Here is a 22,227-nt window from a genome sequence, read left to right as displayed (position 1 = left end):
GGCCAGCACACATCTGCGTCCCGCTCTCAGCCGAGAAGCTTCAGCCCGTACTTCGCGACCACCATGGCGAGCACGCCAAAGACGATCAGACCCCACAGGGCCCAGTCGAGCCCCTGGGCGACGATACGACGCAGTCCCTCGGGCGCTGGAATGACGCCATCGCGAATATTGATGCGAGTGATTCCTCCGAAGACGAGCGTTGTCGTCAGGGTGATCAGCAGACACCACGGGCACAGTACCTGGATGATGAAATATGACTGCCCGAACAGCCAGAATGCAAAGAACAGCGCGATCGTGTACAGCAGGTTCGTGCCCAGCATGTACCAGCGCGGGAACTTCACGCCAGCAAAAATGGCGACGGAAATAGCGAGAACCACAGCCTCGAAAAAGATGCCGAGGAACGCATTGGGAAAGCCGAGGATCCGTGCCTGCCACGTCTGCGCAACCGCCGAACATGACAAGACGGATGAAATATCGCAGCCGAAGCGTGCCGACGAGTTAGCGGCGAGCTGCCACGCCTCGATCGAGAGGACGAACGACGTGACGAGGCCGATGAAGCCGGAAACAATCATCTCCAGGCTCGTGCGCCGGCGCCACGCGCGGCGAGCATCCTCGGTTTCGTACGAGGGCAGGTAGTCCTCGGCTTCCATTGCCTCGCTCATGCGAGCGCAGCCTTCAGCTGTTCGACGCGGTTGGTTGCCTCCCACGGGAACTGGTCGCGACCGAAGTGGCCGTACGCAGCGGTCTCGCGGTAGATCGGACGCAGCAGATCGAGGTCTTCGATCATGCCGAGGGGACGCAGGTCGAAGACCTCGCGGATGGCGTCCGCGATGCGATCCTCGGGCACCGAAGTAGTCCCGAAGGTATCGACATACAGGCCGATCGGGCGAGCACGTCCAATCGCGTAGGCAAGCTGAATTTCGCAACGCTGAGCGATGCCGGCGGCAACGACGTTCTTAGCCACCCAACGGGCGGCGTAGGTAGCGGAACGATCGACCTTTGACGGGTCCTTGCCGGAGAAGGCGCCGCCGCCGTGACGGGCCATACCACCGTAGGTGTCGACGATGATCTTGCGGCCGGTGAGGCCGGCGTCCGCGGCGGGACCGCCCAAAACGAAGCGACCCGATGGGTTGATGAGAGTTGTCATGGAGCCGGTAGCCAGCGCGAGACCGGACTCTTCGATGACGGGGTTAATGACATAGTCGCGTACCGCGTCGGTGATTGCGGACTGCGACAGCGCCTCGTCGTGCTGGGTGGACACGACGACCGTGTCGATACCCACCGGGCGACCGTCCGCGTACGCGAGAGTCACCTGAGTCTTGCCGTCGGGACGCAGCCCTTCAACGATGCCCTGCTTGCGAACGTCAGTCAGGCGCTTCGCGAGGCGGTGCGCCAGCCAAATGGGGGCGGGCATGAGGTCCGGGGTGTCCGAAGAAGCGTAGCCGAACATGATGCCCTGGTCGCCCGCGCCGAGACGGTCGCGCGGGTCACCGCCCTGGGTGCCGCGCACCTCAAGGGCTTCATCAACGCCGCCGGCAATGTCGGGGCTCTGACCGTCGAGCGACACGGACACGCCGCAGGAGGCACCGTCGAAGCCAACACGTGACGAGTCGTAGCCGATAGACAGGATCTCGCGACGCACGATCTCCGGGATCTCAACGTACGCCTCGGTCGTCACCTCACCGGCGATGTGGATGAGACCGGTGGCCGCCATCGTCTCGACGGCCACGCGCGAGCGGGGATCGGCGGCGAGCAGCGCGTCGAGGATCGCATCGGAAACACGGTCACAGACCTTGTCGGGGTGACCTTCGGTAACGGACTCAGAAGAAAAAAGCTGTTGACTCACCGCTTTAGATTATCAAGGAATGAAGCCATATGGCCGACAAGACCAGCGGCCACCTCATCCTTTGAGCCGACGTAACGGCCCGCGGTGTTCCCGCGTGCGTCAAGGAGTCGAATGTCATTGGGAACGTCACCAAATCCGACGCTCTCCCCCACCCGATTCAGGCAAATAAAATCCGCGCCTTTTCGGGCAGCCTTGTCAGCGCCATAGGCGAGAATCTCCTCATCGGTGCCGGTCTCTGCGGCGAATCCGACGACGAGAGGCGGGCGCTGATCGCTGTGCCCGATCTCGGCGAGGATATCGGGGTTACGAACCAGGCGAATCGTCGGAGCTTCCTCGTTGGACAGGTCCTTTTTGATCTTCGACTCTGAGGCAGCCTCGGGCCGGAAGTCCGCGACGGCTGCCGTCATCACGAGAGCGTCGGCATCGGCCACCTGAGCGATCGTTGCCTCGCGCATCTGCAGGGCGCTCCCCACTCGCGTAACCTGCACGGCCGTTGGCAACGTTGCGAGCAAAGCCGACTCGATGTTGGCGGCGATCACGCGTACGGATGCGCCGGCTCGCGCCGCTGCCGACGCGATCGCGAGTCCCTGACGGCCGGAGGACTTATTGCCAAGAAAACGTACCGGATCGACGGGCTCGCGTGTACCGCCGGCGGTGACAACAACCGTGCGACCAGCAAGAGCGTTCGATGCCTGATCGCGAGCAGCAAGGACCCCGAGAGCCACCCGGGCGATCTCCTCAGGCTCGGGAAGGCGGCCGACACCCCTGTCGCCGGAACCAAGCGCGCCAGAAGCAGGTTCGATGACGTGGAAGCCGCGATCACGAAGCGCCTGAACGTTCGCCTGCGTAGCGGGCGCCAGCCACATGTTGGAATGCATCGCCGGGGCAACGACAACGGGAGCATCCGATGCGAGAACAGTCAAGGACACCATGTCGTCGGCGAAGCCAGCGGCGAGGCGCGCCAAAGAATTCGCGGTCGCCGGCACGACGATGATGAGATCCGCGACGCGAGCGAGCTCCACATGCTCGGCGCGTCCCTCCCCCGCGATATCCACGGCAACCGGGCGGGACGTGATGCCCTCCCAGGTGGAACGGCCAACGAAATCCAAAGACGCGCGCGTCGCAGCGACATACACGTCGTGGCCCGCGCGTTGACACTCGCGGACCACGATGGGTGCTTTAAAGGCTGCGACGCCGCCGGTCACTCCGACGACGATCGTTGCCATGTCAGGCCTCGGGGTTAGCTTCGAGAGACAGGAGGCCTTCGTTGATCTCACGCAGGGAAACCGCAAGCGGCTTCTCATCGGGCTGCACGTCGACGACCGGACCCACGAACTGGATCATGTTCTGCTGAAGCTGCAGATTGTAGGAGTTAATCTGACGCGCACGCTTCGCGGCGAAGATAACCAGCGCGTACTTGGAATCGACGTGCTCCAGCAGATCGTCAATGGGCGGGGACGTGATGCCCACGGGCTGGGCAACAATTCCGGACATGCGTGTATTCCTCTCAGTGGCGGATTCAGATAGATACTACTCCAGGCCAATGAGCCGAGCCAGCTCATCCACGGCGCGCTCCACGTCGTCGTTGATCACAACATGGTCAAACTCCGAGGCAGCCTCGAGCTCAACGCGGGCGGTAGCCAGACGGCGAGCCTGTTCCTCAGGGCCTTCCGTGCCCCGGCCAATGAGGCGACGCTCGAGCTCCTCCCACGAAGGTGGAGCTAAGAAAATGAACTGTGCGTCGGGCCTGTTGGTGCGGACCTGGCGTGCGCCGGCCAGGTCGATCTCAAGAAGCACGGGCTTGCCAGCAGCGAGGGCTTCATCGACGGGTCCGCGAGGCGTCCCGTACTTGTTTTTTCCATGAACAAGCGCCCACTCCAACATGTCTCCGCGTTCGATCATTGCATCGAACTCTTGGGCGGAAACAAAGTAGTAGTGGACGCCGTTCAGTTCACCGGGCCGAGGATCGCGAGTTGTTGCCGAGACTGACACGTTGAGCGTCGGGTAGCGCTTCGTGAGCGCAGCGACAACAGTTCCCTTACCAACGGCTGTAGGGCCAGCGAGGACAGTCAGTTGAGCCTTAGTCATGACTCAAGTGTGCCACGCTTGACCGCGTCATCCGAAACGCTCGACGAGGGCCTTCCGCTGGACGGGGCCGAGGCCACGCACGCGCCTGCTCTGGGCGATCTTGTACTCGTCCATCAGTACGGCAGCCGTGTTCGTGCCCACGCGCGGCAGCGACTCCAGTAGCGAAACGACCTTCATCTTCGCGACTGCTTCGTCTGAATCAGCGAGTTCCAAAACCTCCGACAGGTTCATCGAGCGCGCCTTGAGCGCGTTCTTCACTTCGGCGCGACGCCTCCGTGCCTGCGTTGCCTTCTCGAGAGCCTGCGCCCTCTGTTCTGGCGTGAGATCAGGTAGTGCCATTCTGATCATCTCCTCGGTTGGGATCTTCGGTAAATAAACTATGTCACCTTCCAGACCACTAGTGCCAGACCAAAACGCTGCTTCCTTAGTAACAGAGCAGATTATTGCAGTGAATCGACCGTTGCACGGTAGGCATCTCGAAGGCCGGCAATACTCGGGCCAGAGCGCAAGATTGCGCGGGAAGACGAGGCGAGGACAGCATCTTCGGCCCCGGCGAAAACCTCTCTGACCTGCGCCGGGCCAGCACCCTGTGCGCCCAGTCCTGGAGCCAAAAAAGCGCCATTCAGCGAGGCGAGATCGATGCCCAAACGCTTCACCGCATCGCCGACCGTGGCCCCGACAACGATGCCCGCAGGGCCGAGGTGGTGTTGGTCACACTGGCCGTTAAAGTCCGCCAGTTGGGACACGACGCGGCCCGCAACGCTTGTTCCGTCCTCGCCGCGGGCGTGCTGTACAGAGGATCCCTCAGGGTTGGACGTGAGCGCCAAGACGAACACTCCCCTGCGGGTCTGTCGCGCCAACTCGAGGGCGGGGGTCAGCGATCCGACGCCGAGATAGGGCGAGAGCGTGACCGCGTCGCCGGCGAGCGGAGAAGAATCCGACAGGAACGCCTGTGCATAGCCGTCCATCGTCGAGCCGATGTCACCGCGCTTCGCATCCACAATGCACAGCGTGCCGACCTCGCGACAGGCGGCGATGACCTCCTCAAGAACGGCGACGCCGCGAGAGCCGTGACGCTCGAAGAAAGCAGCTTGAGGCTTGAAGGCAGCGACGCGACCGCCGAGCGCCTCGATGACGCGAAGAGAGAACTCTCGCACACCGCTCGCGTCGTCGTCAAGTCCCCATTCCCGCAGCAGGCCCGCGTGAGGATCGATGCCCACGCACACGGGTCCATACGCGCGCATGGCGGCGTAGAGACGGTCGCCGAAGCCGGCGGCGGCACCAGGTTTGATTGCGGCAGTAGTCATCGTGTCTCCTCCGATCGAATGGAATCCCACAACTGCAGGGAACGCACGGAGTAGGCTCCGCGCATACGCACTTCGATGGCCTGGACCATCGCGTTGAATGCCTGCAGCGTGGTCACCGCGGGGCGGTCCTGCGAGGCAGCGGCGGCGCGAATCTGGTAGCCGTCATTACGCGGGGCGCTGCGCTGAGGCGTGTTAACGACCATGTCGATCGAGCCGTCGTTGATGAGGTCGACGACCGTCGGCTCGCCGCCGTCGCCGCGGCCCTCGGACGACTTACGAACGGCCTGGGCCTCGATGCCATTGCGGCGCAGAACCGATGCTGTTCCGGAGGTTGCGAGGATGTTAAAGCCCATCTCGTGCATACGGGCGGCCGGCAGAACGATTGCTCGCTTGTCGGTATCCGCAATGGAAATGAAGACGGTGCCCGACGTCGGCATATCGGTCGACGCGCCGAGTTGGGACTTGGCGAACGCAGTCGGGAAGTCTCGGTCGATGCCCATGACTTCGCCCGTCGAGCGCATCTCGGGACCGAGGACAGTGTCGACGATTTCGCCGCCTGCCGTGCGGAAGCGCTTGAAGGGCAGGACGGCTGCCTTCACCGCGATCGAGCCGCCGTCGTGGATCTCGCGGGCGTCGTGGGTGGGCAGCAGGCCCTCCTCGCGCAGCGAGGCGATCGTCGCACCCACCTGAATGAGAGCGGCGGCCTTCGCGAGCTGCACGCCCGTCGCCTTCGACGCGAAGGGAACGGTACGCGAGGCACGCGGGTTTGCCTCGATGACGTAAAGCGTATCGGAAAGCAGAGCGAACTGGATGTTGATCAGGCCGCGCACGCCGACGCCTCGCGCGATCGCCTCGGTAGATGCCGTGATGCGCTCGAGTTCACGCGCGGACAGCGTCATCGGAGGCAGCACGCAGGAGGAGTCACCCGAGTGGATGCCAGCCTCCTCGATGTGCTCCATGATCGCGCCCATGAAGAGCTCTTCACCGTCGTACAGGGCGTCGACATCGATCTCGATGGCCGCGTCCAGGAAGCGGTCGATGAGGAGCGGGCCGCGCGAGAACAGCAGCTCAGAGTCATGGCTCGCGAGGTATTCGCGGAGCGCTGGCTCGTCGTTAATGATCGCCATGCCGCGTCCGCCCAGCACGAAGGAGGGGCGAACGAGGACCGGGTAGCCGACCTGCTCAGCCACGGCGATAACCTGCTCGGGCGTGTTCGCGGTGTCGTGCGCGGGAGCCGGGCACTGCGCCGCCTCAAGAACCTTGCCGAACTCCTCGCGGTCCTCGGCCAGGTCGATGGCGCGCGGGCTCGTGCCGAGGATCGGCACCCCGGCGCGCTCGAGGTCGGCTGCCAAGGACAGCGGAGTCTGGCCGCCGAGCTGGACGATCATGCCCTTGACGGGGCCGGCCGCACACTCGGCGCGGTAAATCTCCAAGACGTCCTCGAGCGTGAGGGGCTCGAAGTAGAGGCGGTCGGAGATGTCGTAGTCGGTTGACACCGTTTCGGGGTTGCAGTTGACCATGATGGTCTCGTAGCGCTCGCGCAGCGACATGGCCGCGTGCACGCACGAATAGTCGAACTCGATTCCCTGACCGATGCGGTTGGGACCAGCACCCAGGATGATGACGGCTTCGCGCCCGCGCGGACGGACCTCATTCTCCTGGTCGTAGGTCGAGTAGTGGTAGGGCGTGCGGGCCGCGAACTCGGCGGCGCAGGTGTCGACCGTCTTGAACACGGGGTGGATGCCAAACGCGCCGCGCACCTCGCGCACCGTATCCTCGGACAGGCCGCGCATCGCTGCGATCTGACGGTCGGAGAAGCCGTGACGCTTCGCCTCGGCGAGGACGTCGCCCGTGAGAGCCTCAGCCTCGCGAATGCGGGTCGCGACCTCGTCGAGGAGGAACATCTGGTCGAGGAACCACGGGTCGATCTTCGTCGACTCGAAGAGTTCCTCGAGGGTCGCACCGCCACGAATAGCCTGCTGGACCTGGACGAGACGGCCCTCGGTTCCGACTGCAGCGGCCTCGACGAGCGCGCGGGTCTCCTCGGGCGTGGGCACGTCCCCGTCCCAGTGGAACTGCACGCCGCCCTTATCGATCGAGCGCAGAGCCTTCTGCAAGGCCTCCGTGTAGGAACGACCGATCGCCATGGCCTCGCCCACGGCCTTCATCGAGGTGGTGAGGGTCGGGTCGGCGGCCGGGAACTTCTCGAAGGTGAAGCGCGGGACCTTGACGACCACGTAGTCGAGTGTCGGCTCGAACGAGGCCGGGGTCGAGCCCGTGATGTCGTTCGGAATCTCGTCGAGCGTGTAGCCGGTGGCAAGCCGCGCGGCGATCTTCGCAATCGGGAAGCCCGTCGCCTTCGAGGCCAGCGCGGACGAACGCGACACGCGCGGGTTCATCTCGATGACGATGATGCGGCCAGTCTCGGGGTGAATCGCGAACTGGATGTTACAGCCGCCCGTGTCCACACCCACAGCGCGGATGACGGCAATGCCGATGTCGCGAAGACGCTGCATCTCGCGGTCGGTGAGGGTCAGCGCCGGAGCGACCGTGATCGAGTCACCCGTGTGCACGCCGACCGGGTCAACGTTCTCGATCGAACACACGACGACAACGTTGTCCGCCTTGTCGCGCATGAGCTCAAGCTCGTATTCCTTCCAGCCGAGGATCGACTCCTCGAGGAGAACCTCGGTCGTGATCGAGGCGGCCAGGCCCTGGCCGGCGATGCGCTCGAGGTCTTCGGGGGTGTAAGCAAAACCGGAGCCGAGCCCGCCCATCGTGAAGGAGGGGCGAACGACGAGGGGGTAGCCGAGCTCGGCGGCGGCCGCGTGGCACTCCTCCATCGTGTGGGCGATGAAGGAACGCGCGACCTCCGCGCCGGAGCGCTCGACGATCTCCTTGAACTCCTCGCGGTCCTCACCGGCGCGAATCGCGTCGATCGATGCGCCGATCAGCTCGACGTTAAAACGCTCAAGAACGCCCATTTCAGACAGCGCGACGGCCGTGTTCAGGGCCGTCTGACCGCCCAGCGTGGGCAGTAGCGCGTCGGGACGCTCCTTCTCGATGATCGAGGCCACGACCTCCGGGGTGATCGGCTCGACGTAGGTGGCGTCGGCGATGCCCGGATCGGTCATGATGGTGGCCGGGTTGGAGTTAACGAGGATGACGCGCAGGCCCTCCTCCTTCAGCACGCGGCATGCCTGCGTGCCCGAGTAGTCGAACTCGCACGCCTGGCCGATGACGATCGGGCCCGATCCAATGACGAGGACTGACGACAGATCGTTCCTGCGGGGCATCAGTGGGTCTCCTTAGCGGCAGTCATCAGGGAAATAAAGCGATCGAAGAGCAGCTCGCCGTCGTGCGGGCCCGCAGCTGCCTCGGGGTGGTACTGAACGGAGAAGGCAGGAATGTCCAGGGCACGCAGGCCCTCGACGACGCCGTCGTTGAGGCCGACGTGGGAGACCTCGACGCGCCCGTAGCGGCCCGACTCGAAGGGAGCGACCGAGGGCTCCCCTACCGGAGCGTCCACCGCGAAGCCGTGGTTGTGAGCGGTGATCTCCACGCGGCCCGTGGCCACCTCCTTCACCGGCTGGTTGATACCGCGGTGACCGTAGTCCAGCTTGTAGGTGCCGTAGCCAAGCGCACGGCCGAAGAGCTGGTGACCGAAGCAAATACCAAAGTACGGGATGCCCGCGTCGAGGACGGCGCGCAGCACTCCGATCTCGCGGTCGGCAGTCGACGGGTCGCCGGGTCCGTTGGAGAAGAAGACGCCGTCCGGCTTGAGTGCCTCGATATCCGCGAAGGACGCGGTGGAGGGCACCACGTAGACGCGCGCTCCACGCGCGGCGAGGTGGTAGGGCGTGCGCGACTTGATACCCAGGTCGACGGCGACGACGCGCGCGATGGGTTCCTTGCCCTCGAAGTCGCCGAGGGGCTCCACCACGTAGGTCTCGTCCGTCGACACCTCGGCGGCGAGCGCTGCTCCGCTCATCGCGGGCGACTCGGCAACGATGCGCACGAGGGAGGCCACGGCCTCGTCCCCCAGGTACTGCGCGCCCACAGGCAGCGCGTCACCCGAGAAGATGCCAGCGCGCATCGCTCCCCGCTCGCGGATGTGGCGGGTGATCGCACGCGTGTCGACGTCCGCGATGCCGACGATGCCCTGAGAGATCAGTTCGTCCTCCAGCTCGCGGCGCGAGCGCCAGTTGGAGGCGCGGCGGGCGGCGTCGCGCACGACGAAGCCCGCGACCCAGATGCGCGAGGATTCGGGATCCTCATCGTTGACGCCGGTGTTGCCAATGTGCGGGGCCGTCATGACGACGATCTGGCGGTGGTACGACGGGTCGGTGAGCGTCTCCTGGTAGCCGGTCATGCCGGTCGAGAACACGATCTCGCCGAGCGTGCGGCCCTTCGCGCCCCATGCGCGGCCCTTGAAAACGGTGCCGTCCTCCAGGACGAGCAGAGCGATATCGGACGTGGTCATCGGTCCTCCTTGGCAATCGGGGTGGCGCCGACGACCGTCGGGACGCCGTTGTAGATCGTGTAACGCACCTGTCCGGGCAGTTCCATGCCGCGGAAGGGACAGTTCGTGGAGCGTGTCCACTGCTTGGCGGGATCGACCGTGACGCGGACGGTGGCGTCGACGAGGGTGACGTGTGCGGGGGCGCCAACGACCAGGCCCTGGCCCTGTGATTTCACGCAACCAATCTGGGCGGGAACAGTCGACATCACGCGGGCGACGTCTGCCCAGTCCATGCGGCCCGTGTTCACCATCGTCTCGATGATGATCGGCAGCGCTGTCTCCAGGCCGGTCATGCCGAACGCGCCGGCCTGCCACTCGCAGTCCTTCATCTCGAGCGGATGCGGAGCGTGGTCCGTGCCGATGCAATCGATCGTGCCGTCGGCCAGGCCTTCGCGCACGGCCTCGACGTCCTCGGCCCGGCGCAGCGGCGGGTTCACCTTGTAGAGCGGGTCGTAAGTGGCGGCCAGCTGCTCGGTGAGGAGCAGGTGGTGAGGCGTAGCCTCGGCCGTGATATCCACGCCCTGTGCCTTACCCCAGCGCACGAGGTCAACCGAACCCGCTGTCGACAGGTGACACACGTGCAGGCGCGAGCCGACATGCTTGGCGAGCAGGATGTCGCGGGCGATGATCGCCTCTTCGGCGACGGCGGGCCAGCCGGCTAGGCCGAGCTCACCGGACAGCGTCGACTCGTTCATCTGAGCGCCCTCGGTGAGGGCCGGATCCTGGCTGTGCTGGGCGATGACGCCTCCGAAGCCCTTGACATACTCGAGGGCGCGGCGCATGAGAACGGGATCGGACACGCACTTGCCGTCGTCAGAGAAGACGCGGACCTTCGAGCGTGAACGGGCCATCGAACCGAGCGAAGCGAGCTGCTTGCCTTCCAGGCCCTTGGTGACGGCACCGACGGGACGCACCTCGACCCAGTCGGCCTCCTCGCCCAGGCGCAGCACCTGGTCGACGATGGCGGCCGTGTCTTGCGTGGGCGTCGTGTTGGCCATCGCGTGGACGGCCGTGTAGCCGCCGACCGCGGCCGCTCGCGTACCGGTGAAAACGGTCTCGGCGTCCTCGCCGCCGGGCTGACGCAGGTGGGTGTGGATGTCGACGAGGCCGGGCAGGGCGATGAGGCCTTCGGCGTCGATGATGCGCGGGTCGCGCACGGCGTTACGGGCGTCGGCACCGATCGCGACGATGGTGCCAGCGGACAGCGCAATGTCGGTGGGTTCCCCGCCGAGTAGCGAGGCTCCGGTGATCAGGATGTCACGGGTCTGTTCAGTCATTGCTGTGTCCTTCCGATGCGAGAAGCAGGTAGAGGGCGGCCATGCGGATGCACACACCGTTCGACACCTGTTCAACGATGACAGATCGGTCTGAGTCGGCTGCCTCAGCGCAGATTTCGAGGCCTCGGTTCATCGGGCCGGGATGCATAACGACGGCGTTGGGAGACAGCGTTGCGAAGCGTGCTGGGGTGAGGCCGTACTCCGCGTGGTAGGCGCCGGGCGACGGGAAGAAACCACCGCCCGCGCTCGACATGCGCTCGCGCTGCACGCGCAGCATCATGACCGCGTCGGGGTGGGTCGCGAGGGCCTCGTCGAAGTTGTAGGAGGTGGCGCAGCTCCAGGTCTCCACACCGATCGGCAGGAGCGTTGGGGGGGCCACGAGGGTGACGCGGGCGCCCAGGAGCGTCAGGAGATCGACGTTGGAGCGCGCCACGCGCGAGTGAAGGACGTCCCCGACAATGACGACGTGTGCGCCGTCGAGGCCGGAGCCGGGGGCGGTCGTCCCATTCTCGCCAAGCGACGGGGCGTAGTGGCGGCGCAGGGTCATCGCGTCAAGGAGAGCCTGCGTCGGATGCTGGTGGGTGCCGTCACCCGCGTTGAGGACCGGTAGATTCATCCAGCCGGCGTGCGCGAGACGGTGTGCAGCGCCCGACGAGGAGTGGCGCACGATAACCGCATCCGCGCTCATGGCCTCCAGCGTGAGCGCGGTGTCCTTGAGGGACTCGCCCTTGGAAACCGAGGAGCCGCGGGACTGGAAGTTGATGACGTCGGCGCTCAAGCGCTTGGCGGCGGTCTCAAAGGAGATGCGGGTGCGTGTCGAATCCTCGAAAAAGAGGTTGACGACGGTTTTTCCCTGAAGCGTCGGAAGCTTCTTGACGCCGTGGCGCTGAGTGGCGGCCATCTGCTCCGCCGTGTCGAGGATCAGAATCGCCTCCTCGCGCGTCAAATCACGGATAGAAATGAGATGGCTCAGGCTCATCGTTTACAGGCCTTTCCCGAGAAGGACGCCATCGCGCCCGTCTGTTTCGTCGAGCAGGATGGTGACGATTTCGTCGCGGGAGGTCGGCAGGTTCTTGCCGACGTAGTCCGGGCGAATCGGAAGCTCGCGGTGGCCACGGTCGACAAGGACTGCGAGCTGAACGGCCGCAGGGCGACCGATACGAGTAAGAGCATCGAGCGCAGCCTTGATGGTGCGGCCGGTGTACAGCACATCGTCGACAAGGACGACGGTCTTACCGTTGATGCCAGTGCGAGGCACCAGAGTCTCTTTCGGAGCTCTCAGGGGCTGAGAGGCCAGGTCGTCGCGGTACATCGTGGTGTCGATGATTGCGAGTTCCGCGTAGGTGCCGGAGACTTCCCGAATCCGATTGACGAGGCGGCGTGCCAACGTTGCGCCACGAGTGGGGATACCGGCGATCACCAGATTATCGCTGCCGCCGTTTCGTTCGACGATCTCATAGGCGATGCGTGTCAGGGAGCGTGCGACGTCGCCAACTCCCAATACTTCTTTGCCGCGCGATGCGCGATCTGCGTGCACTTCGGCCACGCTTACTCCTTCCCCGCCTCACGGGACGGTCATTAAAGGATCTGTCGTACATCAATCCTACGCTCCTCGTCACGAGCCGGTGTGACGCCTCCACGTGTGAAACACCACGTGAGTGGCGTTAGACTGCAGGAATGAGCCAGCAGTCGAAGCAGTCCAGGCCCGGGCAAAGGACCGGTGTGACGCCGTTGGCGCACGACCGTCCGATGTCTGGACAGCGCGTGACGCTTGACGATATCGCTCTCGCTGCCGGAACATCGATCGCGACCGTGTCACGCGCTCTTGGGGGATCTCCGCGCGTCGCAGCCCCAACACGCGAACGAATCGAAAAAGTGGCCGAACAGCTCGGCTACCGGGCAAACATCGCGGCGTCTCTCCTCGCTTCGGCGCGGCCGCAGATCCTGGGCCTCGTCTGTTCCCTCAGCCAGGAACTACATGTTCGCTACCGTGCTGAGGCCCTCCGATACGCTGAGGATCGGGGGTTTCGGGTCATTGTGGAGTCGATTGATACCTCGCGCGATGTCGACCGAGCCTGGGAGTCTGTTCTGCAGCTGCGCGCTCAGGCCGTCATTGCTGTCGACTCGACCTGCATCTCGACGCGCTTTCCGAATACTCCGGCCGTCCTCATTGGTCAGCGCGCGCCTCGTCGAGACATTGATCTTGTGACGAGCTCCAACGAACGCGGTATGGGGCAAGCGATTGCTCTTCTCGCCCAACGTGGCAGCCGACGCATTGCCTTCCTTGAAGGGCCTCCCGGGCCCTCCGCACGAGCGCGCGAAGCGGCTTTTACGCAGGCGTGCATCACTCACGAGGTCGATGCGCTCACTGTGCCGGGCGGTGACAACGTCGACGCTGGCTTCCTCGCTGTCCGAGCGGGTCTCCCTGCCGGAGTTGATGCGCTCGTTTGCTACAACGACCAGTGCGCGCACGGCGCCATTCTTGCTCTCCTCGGGGACGGCCTCGTTCCGGGGCGCGATATGTTGGTTGTGGGCTGCGATAACTCAGCGATCGCTTCGTCGCGCGCCCTCTCTCTGACGTCGATTGACCGTGCGCCGTCGCGTGTCGCGAGCCTCGCTGTCGATCAGGCGATCGCACGAGCGCTCAGCGACGGTGGCAGCCCGGCTCGTCAGCGTGTTGACACGGAACTCGTCGTTCGGGCGAGCACGGGATAGCCGCGCGGAACGAACTGCCCGTGAGCCCGTCCGCGCGACCGTCCGCGCTTACTGCACTGAGGACATCAGGCACTCAACAAGCGTGGCATGCACGTTGGGTGTGCCAAGGAGAATCGATCCCTTGTAGCGCACGTCGAGCGGAGTTCCGTCCAAGCGCGTCGCGAGCGCACCGCACTCGGTGGCGATGAGCGTCGCTGCGGCGATGTCCCACGGTGAGACCCACATGTGGACGAATGCTCCAGCCCGGCCGACAGCAACTTCCACGCACTCGAGCGCTGCGGAGCCGTAGCGCCGATGGCCACGGCTGTCCTGAAGCGCGCGGGCAAGCCGAGGCAGCGCGAGGATCTCTTTGATGTCGGTGATGATGATGGCGTCACGATACGTTGACACATCCGTTGCCTGCGTGAGAGGAACCCCATCGACCCACGCTCCTTGGCCTCGGATCGCGTGATAAATGCGTCCGGCGACAACGTCGGCGACCACGCCAAGGACCGGAGTTCCGTCCTCGCACAAGGCTAAGGACACCGCATAATCGCGGTGGGTTTCCACGTAGTTCATCGTGCCGTCGATCGGATCAAGGACCCAGACGAGTCCGGCGAAAGAGTCAACGGCGTGCCCCTCCTCCCCCAGCAGTGGTAAGCCTGTCACTGCGTGAAGATGGGAGGCAATATCCGCTTCGATCGCTTTATCGACGGCCGTGACGAGGTCGTTACGATTTGCTTTCGTGTGAACGTCAAGCTCGACGGGTGGGTGAAGGGCAATGTTCATCCCCCTGCGAACAGCCTCAATAGCCGCGTTGAGCAAATGCTCCATATCAACCGTCATGCTCACGATTCCTCCTTCGCTTCGCTGAATTCACGGTCAGCGCGCAGGTTACGCTCCTCAAAGAATGCGACCACGATCAGGCAGGCGAGGCCAACCGCTGCGGATGCAAACAGCACGGTGAATGTCGATGACCAGCCGTGGAGGTGCAGTCCGAGGACCGTCACGCCGTCCTTCGTCGGGTCTGCAATGCGGCCGAGAAGAACCTTGGCCATCGAATCGCCAAAGACGTAGCCGAATGCTCGAGGAACTGCGTTGACGACCACGGTCGCGGTCTTCGGCGCAAAACCGATGACGCAGATGCCAATCAAGGTGACGGGGCCGAAGATAAGGAAGCCGATCATGAAGAGAGCTCCGTAGACGACAGGAGCTGTCGTCGCATGCGCGTAGACGAAGAGCGGGATGACCACAGCGCCCATGCCGATAGCGGCGCTCAGGGCCCGCCGACCGCCCATCTTGTCTGAGAAGTATCCCCACAGAAGAGAGCCGGCGAGGCCGCCGAGTTCCAGCGCGATGGTCGTGTTCACCGCAAGGTAATCGGAGAAACCAAGCTCCTGACGTGTGTAGAGCACGTTCCAGTTGTCGATGCCAATGCGCACACAGTACGCGGCCACATTAGCGATGCACAGGAACCAGACGGCAGGATTCTTGACAACGTAATCGAGCAGGATCCGGCCCTTGGAGACGGAGCTTGTAACCGCATCAGCCTTCGACTCGGGTTCACCGAAGATCGCCTCGGGCGTGTTCCAACCGTGCTCCTTGGGATCGTCCTTACCGAAGAACCAGCCCCATATGCCGATTGGGATGCAGATGACGGCGGGGACGATAAACATGCCGATGACAGATCCGTTGAACAGCGTGTTCGCGCCCCAGAGAGCGAGAACGCCCGCCACCATCGCGCCAACGTTGTGCGAGGCATTCCACCAGCCGATGAAGCGACCGCGCAGGGCACGGGGCGTCCATCGGTTCATCGTCGAGTTGCAGCAGGGGCCGCCGGGAGCCTGGAAGAGGCCATTGAGTGACCACAGGAGGATCATCCAGCCGTATGGGCTGTGGAACCATGCGAGCACGAGGCCGATGAGGATCGACGTGACACCCGAGGCGAGCAGCAGTGCGGAGATGACCTTCTTGGTGTTCTTGCCATCAATGAAGAACCCGAGAATGAGTCCGCCGAAGCCGTAGGTTAGCGAGAAGGCGAAGCCGATCGTGCCGAGTTGAGTCGTCGTTAGCCCGACCTGTTCAACGAGGAAAGGCTGCGCGGACTTGAAGTTCGTACGTAGCAGGTAGAAGCCGCCATACACGATGACGAGCACGGCGTACGTCTTGAGGAACTCCATGAGCCACTTTGTACGTTGCTGCTCGAGCGTCAGGGACGTGGGTGGAGACGTACGAATATCGAAAATGTGGGATAGATGCGTCATTGCTGTCTCTCCAGTGTTGTTGGTGTACGCGGGTGATGATGGCGACGGTGCCATCGGCGTCACGCCACCAGAATACAAACGCTTACATTCAGTGTCAAGAGTCGCGTGCGCATGAAAGGCGTCGGTTATGAACTGGTGTCAAACGACTCAATGTATGAGCATTTGGTTGGTATTGAGGGTGATGCGTGTCGAATACTCCTCGGCCCGCTTGTCAGTGACGTAAGCCTGTCACCGTGTGACGGCGAATTATACCCCGTAGGGGTATCTTGGTATACCCCTACCGGGTATCTTGGCTTCGTGAGCGATACGTAGTCCTGTTGGCGCTGCGATGAAAGGGGCAAAGCCGGTAAAATTCAATGAGCGCCGACGGCGCCTCAGATGCTTCTCTATAGAAAGGCCACACCATGACGATCGAACAGCTTCCCCACCCCGAGGTCCACGGTGGCGGCTGTGGCTGCGGCGAGCACGACGTCGCCGAACCGACCATTGATGCGACCGCTATCCCCCACCGTCTCCGTCACGCAGCTGTTCTCGGCGCAGCCCAGTCGATGAACGCCGGTGAATCCTTCATCATTCGCGCTCCCCACCTGCCTCGTCCGCTGCTTGCTCAGATCGCACAGCTGCCCGGCGAGTGGACCTTCGAGGTCCTCACCGACGGGCCCGAGCACTGGGACGTGAAGGCGACGCGCACCGCGCTGTGAGCCGCCGTCCCCCGCTCCGGCGCGCGGCTGGGTCCATTCGGCGCGCCCGTGCCGGAGCGGGTTCGGGGCGGTGCCCGTCGGCTGTCGGGGGACACGGCTCCCCCTTCACGCCAGAGCGTCTCCGGGCGTCACGAGTCGATGTCGGGGATGTAGCCGGGGCGCACGGCGAAGGATTGGAGAACTTGTTCCCCTCCCAGCAGACTGCCGCGCATCTTCTTCTCGAGCCCTTCCAGCGGTTTCGGCGTCGAGCACCGCCCGTCGGAAAGACGGCACGCGCTGAACTGAGGGGGCGCCTCCCCGTCCTCACTCGGTTCGATCGCGTAGGCGTAGCCGTCGCGCACGTAGAATCGCGCACTCCTCAGCTCGGGCTTCGCCAAGGGCAGCGTCGCCAATTGCGTGACCCGTGCCGACTGGGCGTCGAGCTTGAACACATGGCCGTAGGGCGTCGCGAACGTGTAGAACTGCTCATCGTACTGGCCGAAGAAAGCAGTTTCTTGATAACCCACAGCGAAAGGAGCCCCCTCTTCGTCCGTCACCATCCGGATGCGGCGCTCCCCCGTTCCCAGGTCCCATTCGTTGAGGAAAATGGTCGTCCTCCCCTCGTCGCCATCCGAATCGCGTGTGACGAACTCAGGTGAGTCCAAATACATGAGGTGGTAGAAGACATCGTCCGCACACCACAGATCCGTGCGGAACACTTCGATCCGTGTTTCCCTGGGAGCCACCGCGAGCACCGGGGGCAGGTCCCCATCGTGGGGGTAGACCTGAGCGAGTATGTCGTAGCCGTCGGGCGCTCCCGACTCCGCAGAGTCCGATTGCGCGCCGTCCGACTCCGCTGCGCTCGGCGGGCGGGAGGCGGCGAACTCGGATGCGCTTTCCTGAAGGATGGGAGTGATCCTCGTGGACGTGGACGAGAGCACCCTCCCCCCGCACTCCCCGTTTGTCAGATAGAACTCTTGGTTCTCAGACCGATCCCTGATTCCCCCACTGTCGATGTTGTACGCCCGTTGCACGGGGCCCTCGACGTAGAAACTGAGGACGCTGCCGTCAGTGCTCGAGACGAAGCGCCCCACCTCGTGCCCGCCGTCCACGGTGCGGGGGAACGCCGAGGCGCCGTCGTCAGTGATCAGGTACTCGTACGCCGAGTCGCCGACACTGAGCACCGGCCCGTTCCAAGTCATTTCCGAGCTGAGGAGCCCCTGGGTCCACGCGGCGCTCATGCTGCCGTCCTGCTGGAAGGCGACCAGGTACCCGTTCGCGGTATCCGGGGGCAGCCCGTTCCTGATCCCCTGACTGCTCAGCCTGACGACCAGGAACGCGCCCGAGGTCGTGAACCCCTCCAGGTACCCCACGTCCTCCGTTGTCGAGTGCGCGCATGAAACACAGCAGACGACCAATGCGGCCGCGCTCGCAGATGCGCACAGCGCATTACTGATACGGCGAATGCCGTGTTCCATGCCGCACCGCCTCGATCAGAGTCGCCTGTAGATGTACGAGAGCGAACTATCGCGGATGTCCGACGGGAAAACAGCATTGCCCCCATCGCCATCAACATCAAGGCCTGCACCATAGTAGTAGGCGTACCACACCAACTGCGAGCAATTCAGACTTTTAATATTGTACTCCTTGTTGGACCAGAAACGCCAGTTGTAGGGGTAGTGGAGCAGATGGTTGTAGGCGTAAGCCGCCGCAGCGTCTTGGGTCGCCTGAGAGGTGTGGAAGTAAAAAAGGACGGTTCCCGAGGGAACTGTTACATTCCACACCCAGTCCCAGTTCGACCCTCCAGGTTTTCCAGCCGCCTCAACAATCCAATCACGTCCGGAGAATATCCCAACATGACCGTAATGTGGAACCCCAGGACTCCAGTAGACATCACCGACGTAGTCTGATTTCGGAAGCAAATACGTCGCACCCGCTGTTCCGTCGATAGAGGCCAGGTCCGCGCCCCCTCCTCCGATCTGCATATCTTGCATTTCGGACTCGTATTTCTCCTTCGCAGCGCGCTGTTCAGCCAGGACGCTTCGCGCGTACTCTTGAACAGACATCCCCTTCTCCGAGGATTCGGCATCGAGTGCGCTCGCGAGCTCAGAGGCGGACACTCCTGGATTCAGCGCCAAGAGTTCATCGAATTCAGAGTCGTGCTCTGTAGCAGCATTGGCTAGCGTCGGCATGAAGAATGTCGAACACACCAGACACTGAACCAGTAGCGCACGGACGACTTTGAATGTGCGTGTGTGTGACATGGGAGTTCCCCTTGGTCCTCCAGTAACCCTAATCTGACAACTAGAGCTACCTCAAGGCTACCAGGCCCAACGATCGAATTGTCTGACAGAATATATGAAACGGAACACGTTCATCTTAGTAATTCAAATCATTTGACCTCAAATTATTTCAAATCATCCCACTACTCATATGAGTCATATTTCAATTCTGACCATGAGTACAGTAAAATATGCACCCTTTCCTTGAGAATGGTGTGGAGACTCAGGGAATCGCGCACTCCCTGGGACCGCGACCAGCGCTCAGATGTCAAGCGGGCGCAGCAGTTCGGGCGCGGGCAGGCGCCCGTCGACCACGTAGGCGCGGAACACGGGGGCGGCCTGCTCCCCGGTGAAGACCTCCTCGGGGTGGACGCGGACGGCGGCGGGCCCGCCCTCGCCGGGGTCCCACTCGATGCCCATCCAGCTCTCAGGATCTGCGACCGGCTCGCGGGCGACGACGTAATGCTTGTACGAGCCGTCCTGGCCGGTGACGCGGATCTCGACCGTCATCACCCCGGTGGAGCCCGCGCACTGGATGTACGTCGAACGCGCGGGGTCGTCGGCTGCCACGTCCTCGGGGCGCTCGGCGCCGGGGGGGCAGCTCCCACACGACCATCGCGTACATGTGCGAGCCGTCGAAGCACCTGGGCGCGGTGAGCACCTCGGTGATCCCGTCGGCGACCGCCTCGGGAGCGCTCTCAGCGGAGAACTCCTCGACGGGCCCCGCCTCCGCGAGCAAATCCGTTCTTGCGAACCGTCTCATACTTCCTGCCTCGGCATGGTCCAGCACCTCTCCCCACCGATAGTAGCCGCCGCGCGGAGCCGGCGCCCGGCCCTCGCGGGGCGCGTCGGCTCCCTGCCGCCGCCGTGCGCCCGCCATCTCACGGCTGGAGGCGCCCGGGCGCACCGGGCCGGGGGCGCTCGGCGTACCAGGCGTCGTAGTCCCGGTTGAACTGGTCCCAGAGGGCGTCGTCGAGCGCGAGCTCACGAAGGGCGCCGTTCTCACCACGGGAGTTCTCGTCGAACCAGGCTTTGCGCATTTGCTGCGGCAGATCAACCAGGCGCAACTCGGTCTACTGGCCAGCAGCACACGGCACCGCTGTTCTAAATTGGTGTCATTCATTGCTCGGCCTCAGTGGTTCTGGGTTGATGCCCTCATATATCTCCGGTCCACCAGATTCCAGGCAGGATGATCGACCACGGCTCCCACGTGTCCGCCACGACGCGGATCCAGCCGTTCGTGAAATCGAGGTGCAACCAGCCCGGGCCGCCGTCCACCGCCAGCAGACGGTTCATCTCGAATGCTTTCAAGCGGACGGCGAGGTCCTGGGGGTCCATCTCGTCCCACATCGCCTCGCCCGCGCTCTGCCCCACGAAAGCGCCCCAAATCTGAAGCCCCATGGCTCCGGCGTGGATGACTGGAACGGTGTCCGACACCAGTTCGGAGCTCGTCACCGTCGCTGGCAGCAGAGAACCAATGCGCTCACGGATGTTCCTCACCATTAGCGTTCGGATGCCTTTCCGCGCGATCGAAGACCAGCGCGAGCCGAGTTGACGAATACCTGGCACCGCGTGTCGAGAACAATGCGGAACTCCGGTGGCCAGGCCTTCCGCTGCGAGTATATCTTCGCGCGCGCTCGCCGACCAGTGCGGCGGCTACGCCTTATGATCAACGATCAACAAGGGCGGGCATGCAGTCACAGCACTGGTCGCCGAGTGGTCAGTACTCCTCGAGCAGTTCGTCCAGCTCGTCGTCGACCAACTCCGCGGACTCGACGGGCTCGGCGCCCTCGGGCAGGGCGCGGGTCGGAGCAGGCAGATCCTCGAGGCGGTCCGCCACCGGTGCGCCCGGATCGGCGCTGTGGGGACCGCTGCCCTCGGCGGCGTCCAAGCCGGTGACGGCGCCATCGGGGCCGACAATACCGCCGTCCACGTGGGCAGCGCCGCTGCCGCTCGGGCCGCCGCTGGCCCAATCGGGATCAGTGCCGATGTCGGCGCCACCGGTCCGGTCGGCACTCCCCTGCCTGCCGACTCCGGCAGTATCGGCACCACCGTCCCCGCCGACGGGGGCTTCCCCGCCGCCAGAACGGTCCGCAGCGCCATCACTGGGCCGATCAGCGCCTGCCGTACCAGCGTCTCCGGTGTCCCCGGCACCAGCGCCGTCGTCGCCAGCCGCGCCATCGGCCTGCCCAGCCCCCGCCTTGTCGAAGTCCCCGTCGTCCCCGCCGCGCCGCGCCCACGAGGAGGCGATGTCCTTGCGGATCGCGTCGAGCACCGCGTTGACGAAACGGGGCGAGGCGTCGGTGGAGATCGAACGGACGATGGAGATCGCCTCGTCGATCGCCACGATCGGCGACACGTCGTCCGAATTGGCCAGCATCTCCCACACCGCCACGCGCATGACCGCCAAGTCCACGGCGGCCACCCTGTCCAGCCCGGGGACGCGCGCGTGGGCCTCGATCAGGTCGTCGATGCGGCGCAGGCTGTCGGCCACGCCCGCGATGATCTGGATCGAGTACTCCGGCAGGGGCGTCTGCGCGGCGGTGATGACGCGCCGCTCGCGCAGCAGGTCGCGCAGGACCTCGGGGTCGCGGCCCATCCCCCGCTGGTCCGCCTCGAAAACCACGTCGGCGGCGCGTTTGCGGGCCTTCGTGCGCGAGGTGAAACGGTGCTGGCGCGACATCAGTCGGTCACGCGACCCGAGTACGAGCCGTCGCGGGTGTCGACCTTGACGCGGGTGCCCTCCTCCATGAAGAGGGGGACCTGGATCTCATAGCCGGTCTCCAGCGTCGCGGGCTTGGTGCCGGCGGAAGACCGATCGCCCTGCAGACCGGGCTCCGTGTGCGTGATCGTCAGAACGACGGTGGCGGGCAGCTCGACGAACAGGACGGTGCCGTCGTGCTGGGAGACGATAACGTTCTGGTTCTCCACCATGAAGTTGCGCGCGTCGCCCACGGTTTCGGCGGGAACGTTGATCTGTTCGTAGGTGGACTGATCCATGAAGACGTAGTCGGTGCCATCCTGGTACAGGTACGTCATGTCGCGACGGTCGACGGTCGCGGTCTCGATCTTCAGGCCCGCGTTGAAGGTCTTGTCGACGGTCTTGCCGGACAGGACGTTCTTGATCTTGGTGCGCACGAAGGCCGGGCCCTTGCCGGGCTTCACGTGCTGGAATTCGACAACCTGCCAGAGCTGGCCGTCGATCACCATAACCAGGCCGTTCTTCAGATCATTGGTCGTTGCCACAGGGGTACCTCACTTGAGAAG

At 64.1% G+C, this 22,227-nt stretch carries 23 protein-coding genes; 2 read left to right on the top strand and 21 right to left on the bottom strand.

Translation table 11 applies throughout. The features are described 5' to 3' along the window. Nucleotides 1–26: 26 nt before the first annotated feature. The 12 genes from ACTODO_RS05950 to pyrR form a co-directional block, all read right to left on the bottom strand. Nucleotides 27–662 carry a vitamin K epoxide reductase family protein gene (locus ACTODO_RS05950; protein ID WP_003792403.1) on the bottom strand — a complete coding sequence of 212 codons (636 nt, stop codon included), beginning with the start codon at nt 660–662 and terminating at the stop codon, nt 27–29. After that, complete coding sequence (gene metK, locus ACTODO_RS05945; RefSeq protein WP_003792402.1) at nt 659–1,846, bottom strand: methionine adenosyltransferase; 1,188 nt, start codon at nt 1,844–1,846, stop codon at nt 659–661. Before metK ends, ACTODO_RS05950 begins: the two co-directional genes overlap by 4 nt. Then, the gene (gene coaBC / locus ACTODO_RS05940; protein WP_003792401.1) at nt 1,843–3,072 is read right to left on the bottom strand and encodes a bifunctional phosphopantothenoylcysteine decarboxylase/phosphopantothenate--cysteine ligase CoaBC; all 1,230 of its coding nucleotides are present in this window, start codon (nt 3,070–3,072) and stop codon (nt 1,843–1,845) included. Before coaBC ends, metK begins: the two co-directional genes overlap by 4 nt. Nucleotide 3,073: 1 nt before the next feature. Continuing rightward, on the bottom strand, nt 3,074–3,340 hold the full coding sequence (gene rpoZ / locus ACTODO_RS05935; RefSeq protein ID WP_003792400.1) for a DNA-directed RNA polymerase subunit omega: 267 nt from the start codon (nt 3,338–3,340) through the stop codon (nt 3,074–3,076). A gap of 36 nt (nt 3,341–3,376) precedes the next feature. Next, complete coding sequence (gene gmk, locus ACTODO_RS05930) at nt 3,377–3,934, bottom strand: guanylate kinase (RefSeq protein ID WP_003792399.1); 558 nt, start codon at nt 3,932–3,934, stop codon at nt 3,377–3,379. Nucleotides 3,935–3,961: 27 nt separating this feature from the next. After that, a complete protein-coding gene (mihF, locus tag ACTODO_RS05925) occupies nt 3,962–4,273 on the bottom strand; it encodes an integration host factor, actinobacterial type (RefSeq protein WP_007589281.1) in 312 nt (103 codons plus the stop codon). A 101-nt stretch (nt 4,274–4,374) separates the two neighbouring features. Beyond that, nucleotides 4,375–5,241, bottom strand: a complete 867-nt coding sequence (pyrF, locus tag ACTODO_RS05920) for an orotidine-5'-phosphate decarboxylase (protein ID WP_003792396.1) — start codon at nt 5,239–5,241, stop codon at nt 4,375–4,377. Then, nucleotides 5,238–8,537, bottom strand: coding sequence for a carbamoyl-phosphate synthase large subunit (gene carB / locus ACTODO_RS05915; protein WP_003792395.1), 3,300 nt, complete (start codon nt 8,535–8,537; stop codon nt 5,238–5,240). The genes pyrF and carB overlap by 4 nt, the downstream gene beginning before the upstream one ends. After that, entirely contained in the window at nt 8,537–9,724 is a 1,188-nt protein-coding gene (gene carA / locus ACTODO_RS05910; protein WP_003792394.1) for a glutamine-hydrolyzing carbamoyl-phosphate synthase small subunit, read from the bottom strand. Before carA ends, carB begins: the two co-directional genes overlap by 1 nt. After that, nucleotides 9,721–11,040 (bottom strand): dihydroorotase, encoded by a 1,320-nt coding sequence (locus ACTODO_RS05905; protein WP_003792393.1) that lies wholly within the window; start codon nt 11,038–11,040, stop codon nt 9,721–9,723. The genes carA and ACTODO_RS05905 overlap by 4 nt, the downstream gene beginning before the upstream one ends. Continuing rightward, complete coding sequence (locus ACTODO_RS05900) at nt 11,033–12,019, bottom strand: aspartate carbamoyltransferase catalytic subunit (protein ID WP_003792392.1); 987 nt, start codon at nt 12,017–12,019, stop codon at nt 11,033–11,035. The genes ACTODO_RS05905 and ACTODO_RS05900 overlap by 8 nt, the downstream gene beginning before the upstream one ends. Before the next feature lie 3 nt (nt 12,020–12,022). After that, nucleotides 12,023–12,586 carry a bifunctional pyr operon transcriptional regulator/uracil phosphoribosyltransferase PyrR gene (gene pyrR, locus ACTODO_RS05895; protein ID WP_003792391.1) on the bottom strand — a complete coding sequence of 188 codons (564 nt, stop codon included), beginning with the start codon at nt 12,584–12,586 and terminating at the stop codon, nt 12,023–12,025. A 131-nt stretch (nt 12,587–12,717) separates the two neighbouring features. Here pyrR and ACTODO_RS05890 point away from each other — a divergent pair, with 131 nt between their 5' ends. Continuing rightward, nucleotides 12,718–13,755, top strand: a complete 1,038-nt coding sequence (locus ACTODO_RS05890; RefSeq protein WP_003792390.1) for a LacI family DNA-binding transcriptional regulator — start codon at nt 12,718–12,720, stop codon at nt 13,753–13,755. A gap of 48 nt (nt 13,756–13,803) precedes the next feature. Here the strand turns inward: ACTODO_RS05890 and ACTODO_RS05885 are convergent, their stop codons facing one another. Both ACTODO_RS05885 and uhpT read right to left on the bottom strand, forming a co-directional pair. Continuing rightward, nucleotides 13,804–14,580: an inositol monophosphatase family protein gene (locus ACTODO_RS05885; protein ID WP_003792388.1), complete on the bottom strand. Its 777-nt coding sequence runs from the start codon at nt 14,578–14,580 to the stop codon at nt 13,804–13,806. A gap of 2 nt (nt 14,581–14,582) precedes the next feature. Next, nucleotides 14,583–15,998, bottom strand: a complete 1,416-nt coding sequence (gene uhpT, locus ACTODO_RS05880) for a hexose-6-phosphate:phosphate antiporter UhpT (protein ID WP_003792387.1) — start codon at nt 15,996–15,998, stop codon at nt 14,583–14,585. A 404-nt stretch (nt 15,999–16,402) separates the two neighbouring features. On the opposite strand from uhpT, the gene ACTODO_RS05875 reads away from it, so the two are divergent. Continuing rightward, nucleotides 16,403–16,699 carry a DUF2249 domain-containing protein gene (locus ACTODO_RS05875; RefSeq protein WP_003792386.1) on the top strand — a complete coding sequence of 99 codons (297 nt, stop codon included), beginning with the start codon at nt 16,403–16,405 and terminating at the stop codon, nt 16,697–16,699. Between the two features lie 128 nt (nt 16,700–16,827). On the opposite strand, the gene ACTODO_RS05870 is transcribed toward ACTODO_RS05875, so the two are convergent. The 7 genes from ACTODO_RS05870 to efp form a co-directional block, all read right to left on the bottom strand. Continuing rightward, nucleotides 16,828–18,156 (bottom strand): hypothetical protein, encoded by a 1,329-nt coding sequence (locus ACTODO_RS05870; protein ID WP_003792385.1) that lies wholly within the window; start codon nt 18,154–18,156, stop codon nt 16,828–16,830. 15 nt (nt 18,157–18,171) lie between these two features. Then, a complete protein-coding gene (locus ACTODO_RS05865; RefSeq protein WP_003792384.1) occupies nt 18,172–18,870 on the bottom strand; it encodes a hypothetical protein in 699 nt (232 codons plus the stop codon). A 351-nt stretch (nt 18,871–19,221) separates the two neighbouring features. After that, nucleotides 19,222–19,530 carry a hypothetical protein gene (locus tag ACTODO_RS10985; RefSeq protein ID WP_003792383.1) on the bottom strand — a complete coding sequence of 103 codons (309 nt, stop codon included), beginning with the start codon at nt 19,528–19,530 and terminating at the stop codon, nt 19,222–19,224. Between the two features lie 311 nt (nt 19,531–19,841). Beyond that, nucleotides 19,842–20,027 (bottom strand): modification methylase BabI, encoded by a 186-nt coding sequence (locus ACTODO_RS05855; RefSeq protein ID WP_231125980.1) that lies wholly within the window; start codon nt 20,025–20,027, stop codon nt 19,842–19,844. An 88-nt stretch (nt 20,028–20,115) separates the two neighbouring features. Continuing rightward, nucleotides 20,116–20,463 (bottom strand): hypothetical protein, encoded by a 348-nt coding sequence (locus tag ACTODO_RS05850; RefSeq protein ID WP_003792381.1) that lies wholly within the window; start codon nt 20,461–20,463, stop codon nt 20,116–20,118. Nucleotides 20,464–20,680: 217 nt separating this feature from the next. Next, complete coding sequence (nusB, locus tag ACTODO_RS11095) at nt 20,681–21,643, bottom strand: transcription antitermination factor NusB (protein ID WP_003792380.1); 963 nt, start codon at nt 21,641–21,643, stop codon at nt 20,681–20,683. Next, the gene (gene efp, locus ACTODO_RS05840; protein ID WP_034512184.1) at nt 21,643–22,206 is read right to left on the bottom strand and encodes an elongation factor P; all 564 of its coding nucleotides are present in this window, start codon (nt 22,204–22,206) and stop codon (nt 21,643–21,645) included. Before efp ends, nusB begins: the two co-directional genes overlap by 1 nt. Nucleotides 22,207–22,227 lie beyond the last annotated feature (21 nt).

It is taken from the genome of Schaalia dentiphila ATCC 17982, assembly GCF_000154225.1.
GTDB lineage: Bacteria > Actinomycetota > Actinomycetes > Actinomycetales > Actinomycetaceae > Pauljensenia > Pauljensenia dentiphila.
This window is presented reverse-complemented; position numbering and strand designations above follow the sequence as displayed.

What these genes read in the sequence shown, in the direction of transcription:
- ACTODO_RS05950 (WP_003792403.1), bottom strand. Translation starts at nt 662, where the DNA reads ATGAGCGAGGCAATGGAAGCCGAGGACTACCTGCCCTCGTACGAAACC.
- coaBC (WP_003792401.1), bottom strand. Translation starts at nt 3,072, where the DNA reads ATGGCAACGATCGTCGTCGGAGTGACCGGCGGCGTCGCAGCCTTTAAA.
- rpoZ (WP_003792400.1), bottom strand. Translation starts at nt 3,340, where the DNA reads ATGTCCGGAATTGTTGCCCAGCCCGTGGGCATCACGTCCCCGCCCATT.
- gmk (WP_003792399.1), bottom strand. Translation starts at nt 3,934, where the DNA reads ATGACTAAGGCTCAACTGACTGTCCTCGCTGGCCCTACAGCCGTTGGT.
- mihF (WP_007589281.1), bottom strand. Translation starts at nt 4,273, where the DNA reads ATGGCACTACCTGATCTCACGCCAGAACAGAGGGCGCAGGCTCTCGAG.
- pyrF (WP_003792396.1), bottom strand. Translation starts at nt 5,241, where the DNA reads ATGACTACTGCCGCAATCAAACCTGGTGCCGCCGCCGGCTTCGGCGAC.
- carB (WP_003792395.1), bottom strand. Translation starts at nt 8,537, where the DNA reads ATGCCCCGCAGGAACGATCTGTCGTCAGTCCTCGTCATTGGATCGGGC.
- carA (WP_003792394.1), bottom strand. Translation starts at nt 9,724, where the DNA reads ATGACCACGTCCGATATCGCTCTGCTCGTCCTGGAGGACGGCACCGTT.
- ACTODO_RS05905 (WP_003792393.1), bottom strand. Translation starts at nt 11,040, where the DNA reads ATGACTGAACAGACCCGTGACATCCTGATCACCGGAGCCTCGCTACTC.
- ACTODO_RS05900 (WP_003792392.1), bottom strand. Translation starts at nt 12,019, where the DNA reads ATGAGCCTGAGCCATCTCATTTCTATCCGTGATTTGACGCGCGAGGAG.
- ACTODO_RS05890 (WP_003792390.1), top strand. Translation starts at nt 12,718, where the DNA reads ATGAGCCAGCAGTCGAAGCAGTCCAGGCCCGGGCAAAGGACCGGTGTG.
- ACTODO_RS05885 (WP_003792388.1), bottom strand. Translation starts at nt 14,580, where the DNA reads ATGACGGTTGATATGGAGCATTTGCTCAACGCGGCTATTGAGGCTGTT.
- uhpT (WP_003792387.1), bottom strand. Translation starts at nt 15,998, where the DNA reads ATGACGCATCTATCCCACATTTTCGATATTCGTACGTCTCCACCCACG.
- ACTODO_RS05875 (WP_003792386.1), top strand. Translation starts at nt 16,403, where the DNA reads ATGACGATCGAACAGCTTCCCCACCCCGAGGTCCACGGTGGCGGCTGT.
- ACTODO_RS05870 (WP_003792385.1), bottom strand. Translation starts at nt 18,156, where the DNA reads ATGGAACACGGCATTCGCCGTATCAGTAATGCGCTGTGCGCATCTGCG.
- ACTODO_RS05865 (WP_003792384.1), bottom strand. Translation starts at nt 18,870, where the DNA reads ATGCCGACGCTAGCCAATGCTGCTACAGAGCACGACTCTGAATTCGAT.
- ACTODO_RS05850 (WP_003792381.1), bottom strand. Translation starts at nt 20,463, where the DNA reads ATGGTGAGGAACATCCGTGAGCGCATTGGTTCTCTGCTGCCAGCGACG.
- nusB (WP_003792380.1), bottom strand. Translation starts at nt 21,643, where the DNA reads ATGTCGCGCCAGCACCGTTTCACCTCGCGCACGAAGGCCCGCAAACGC.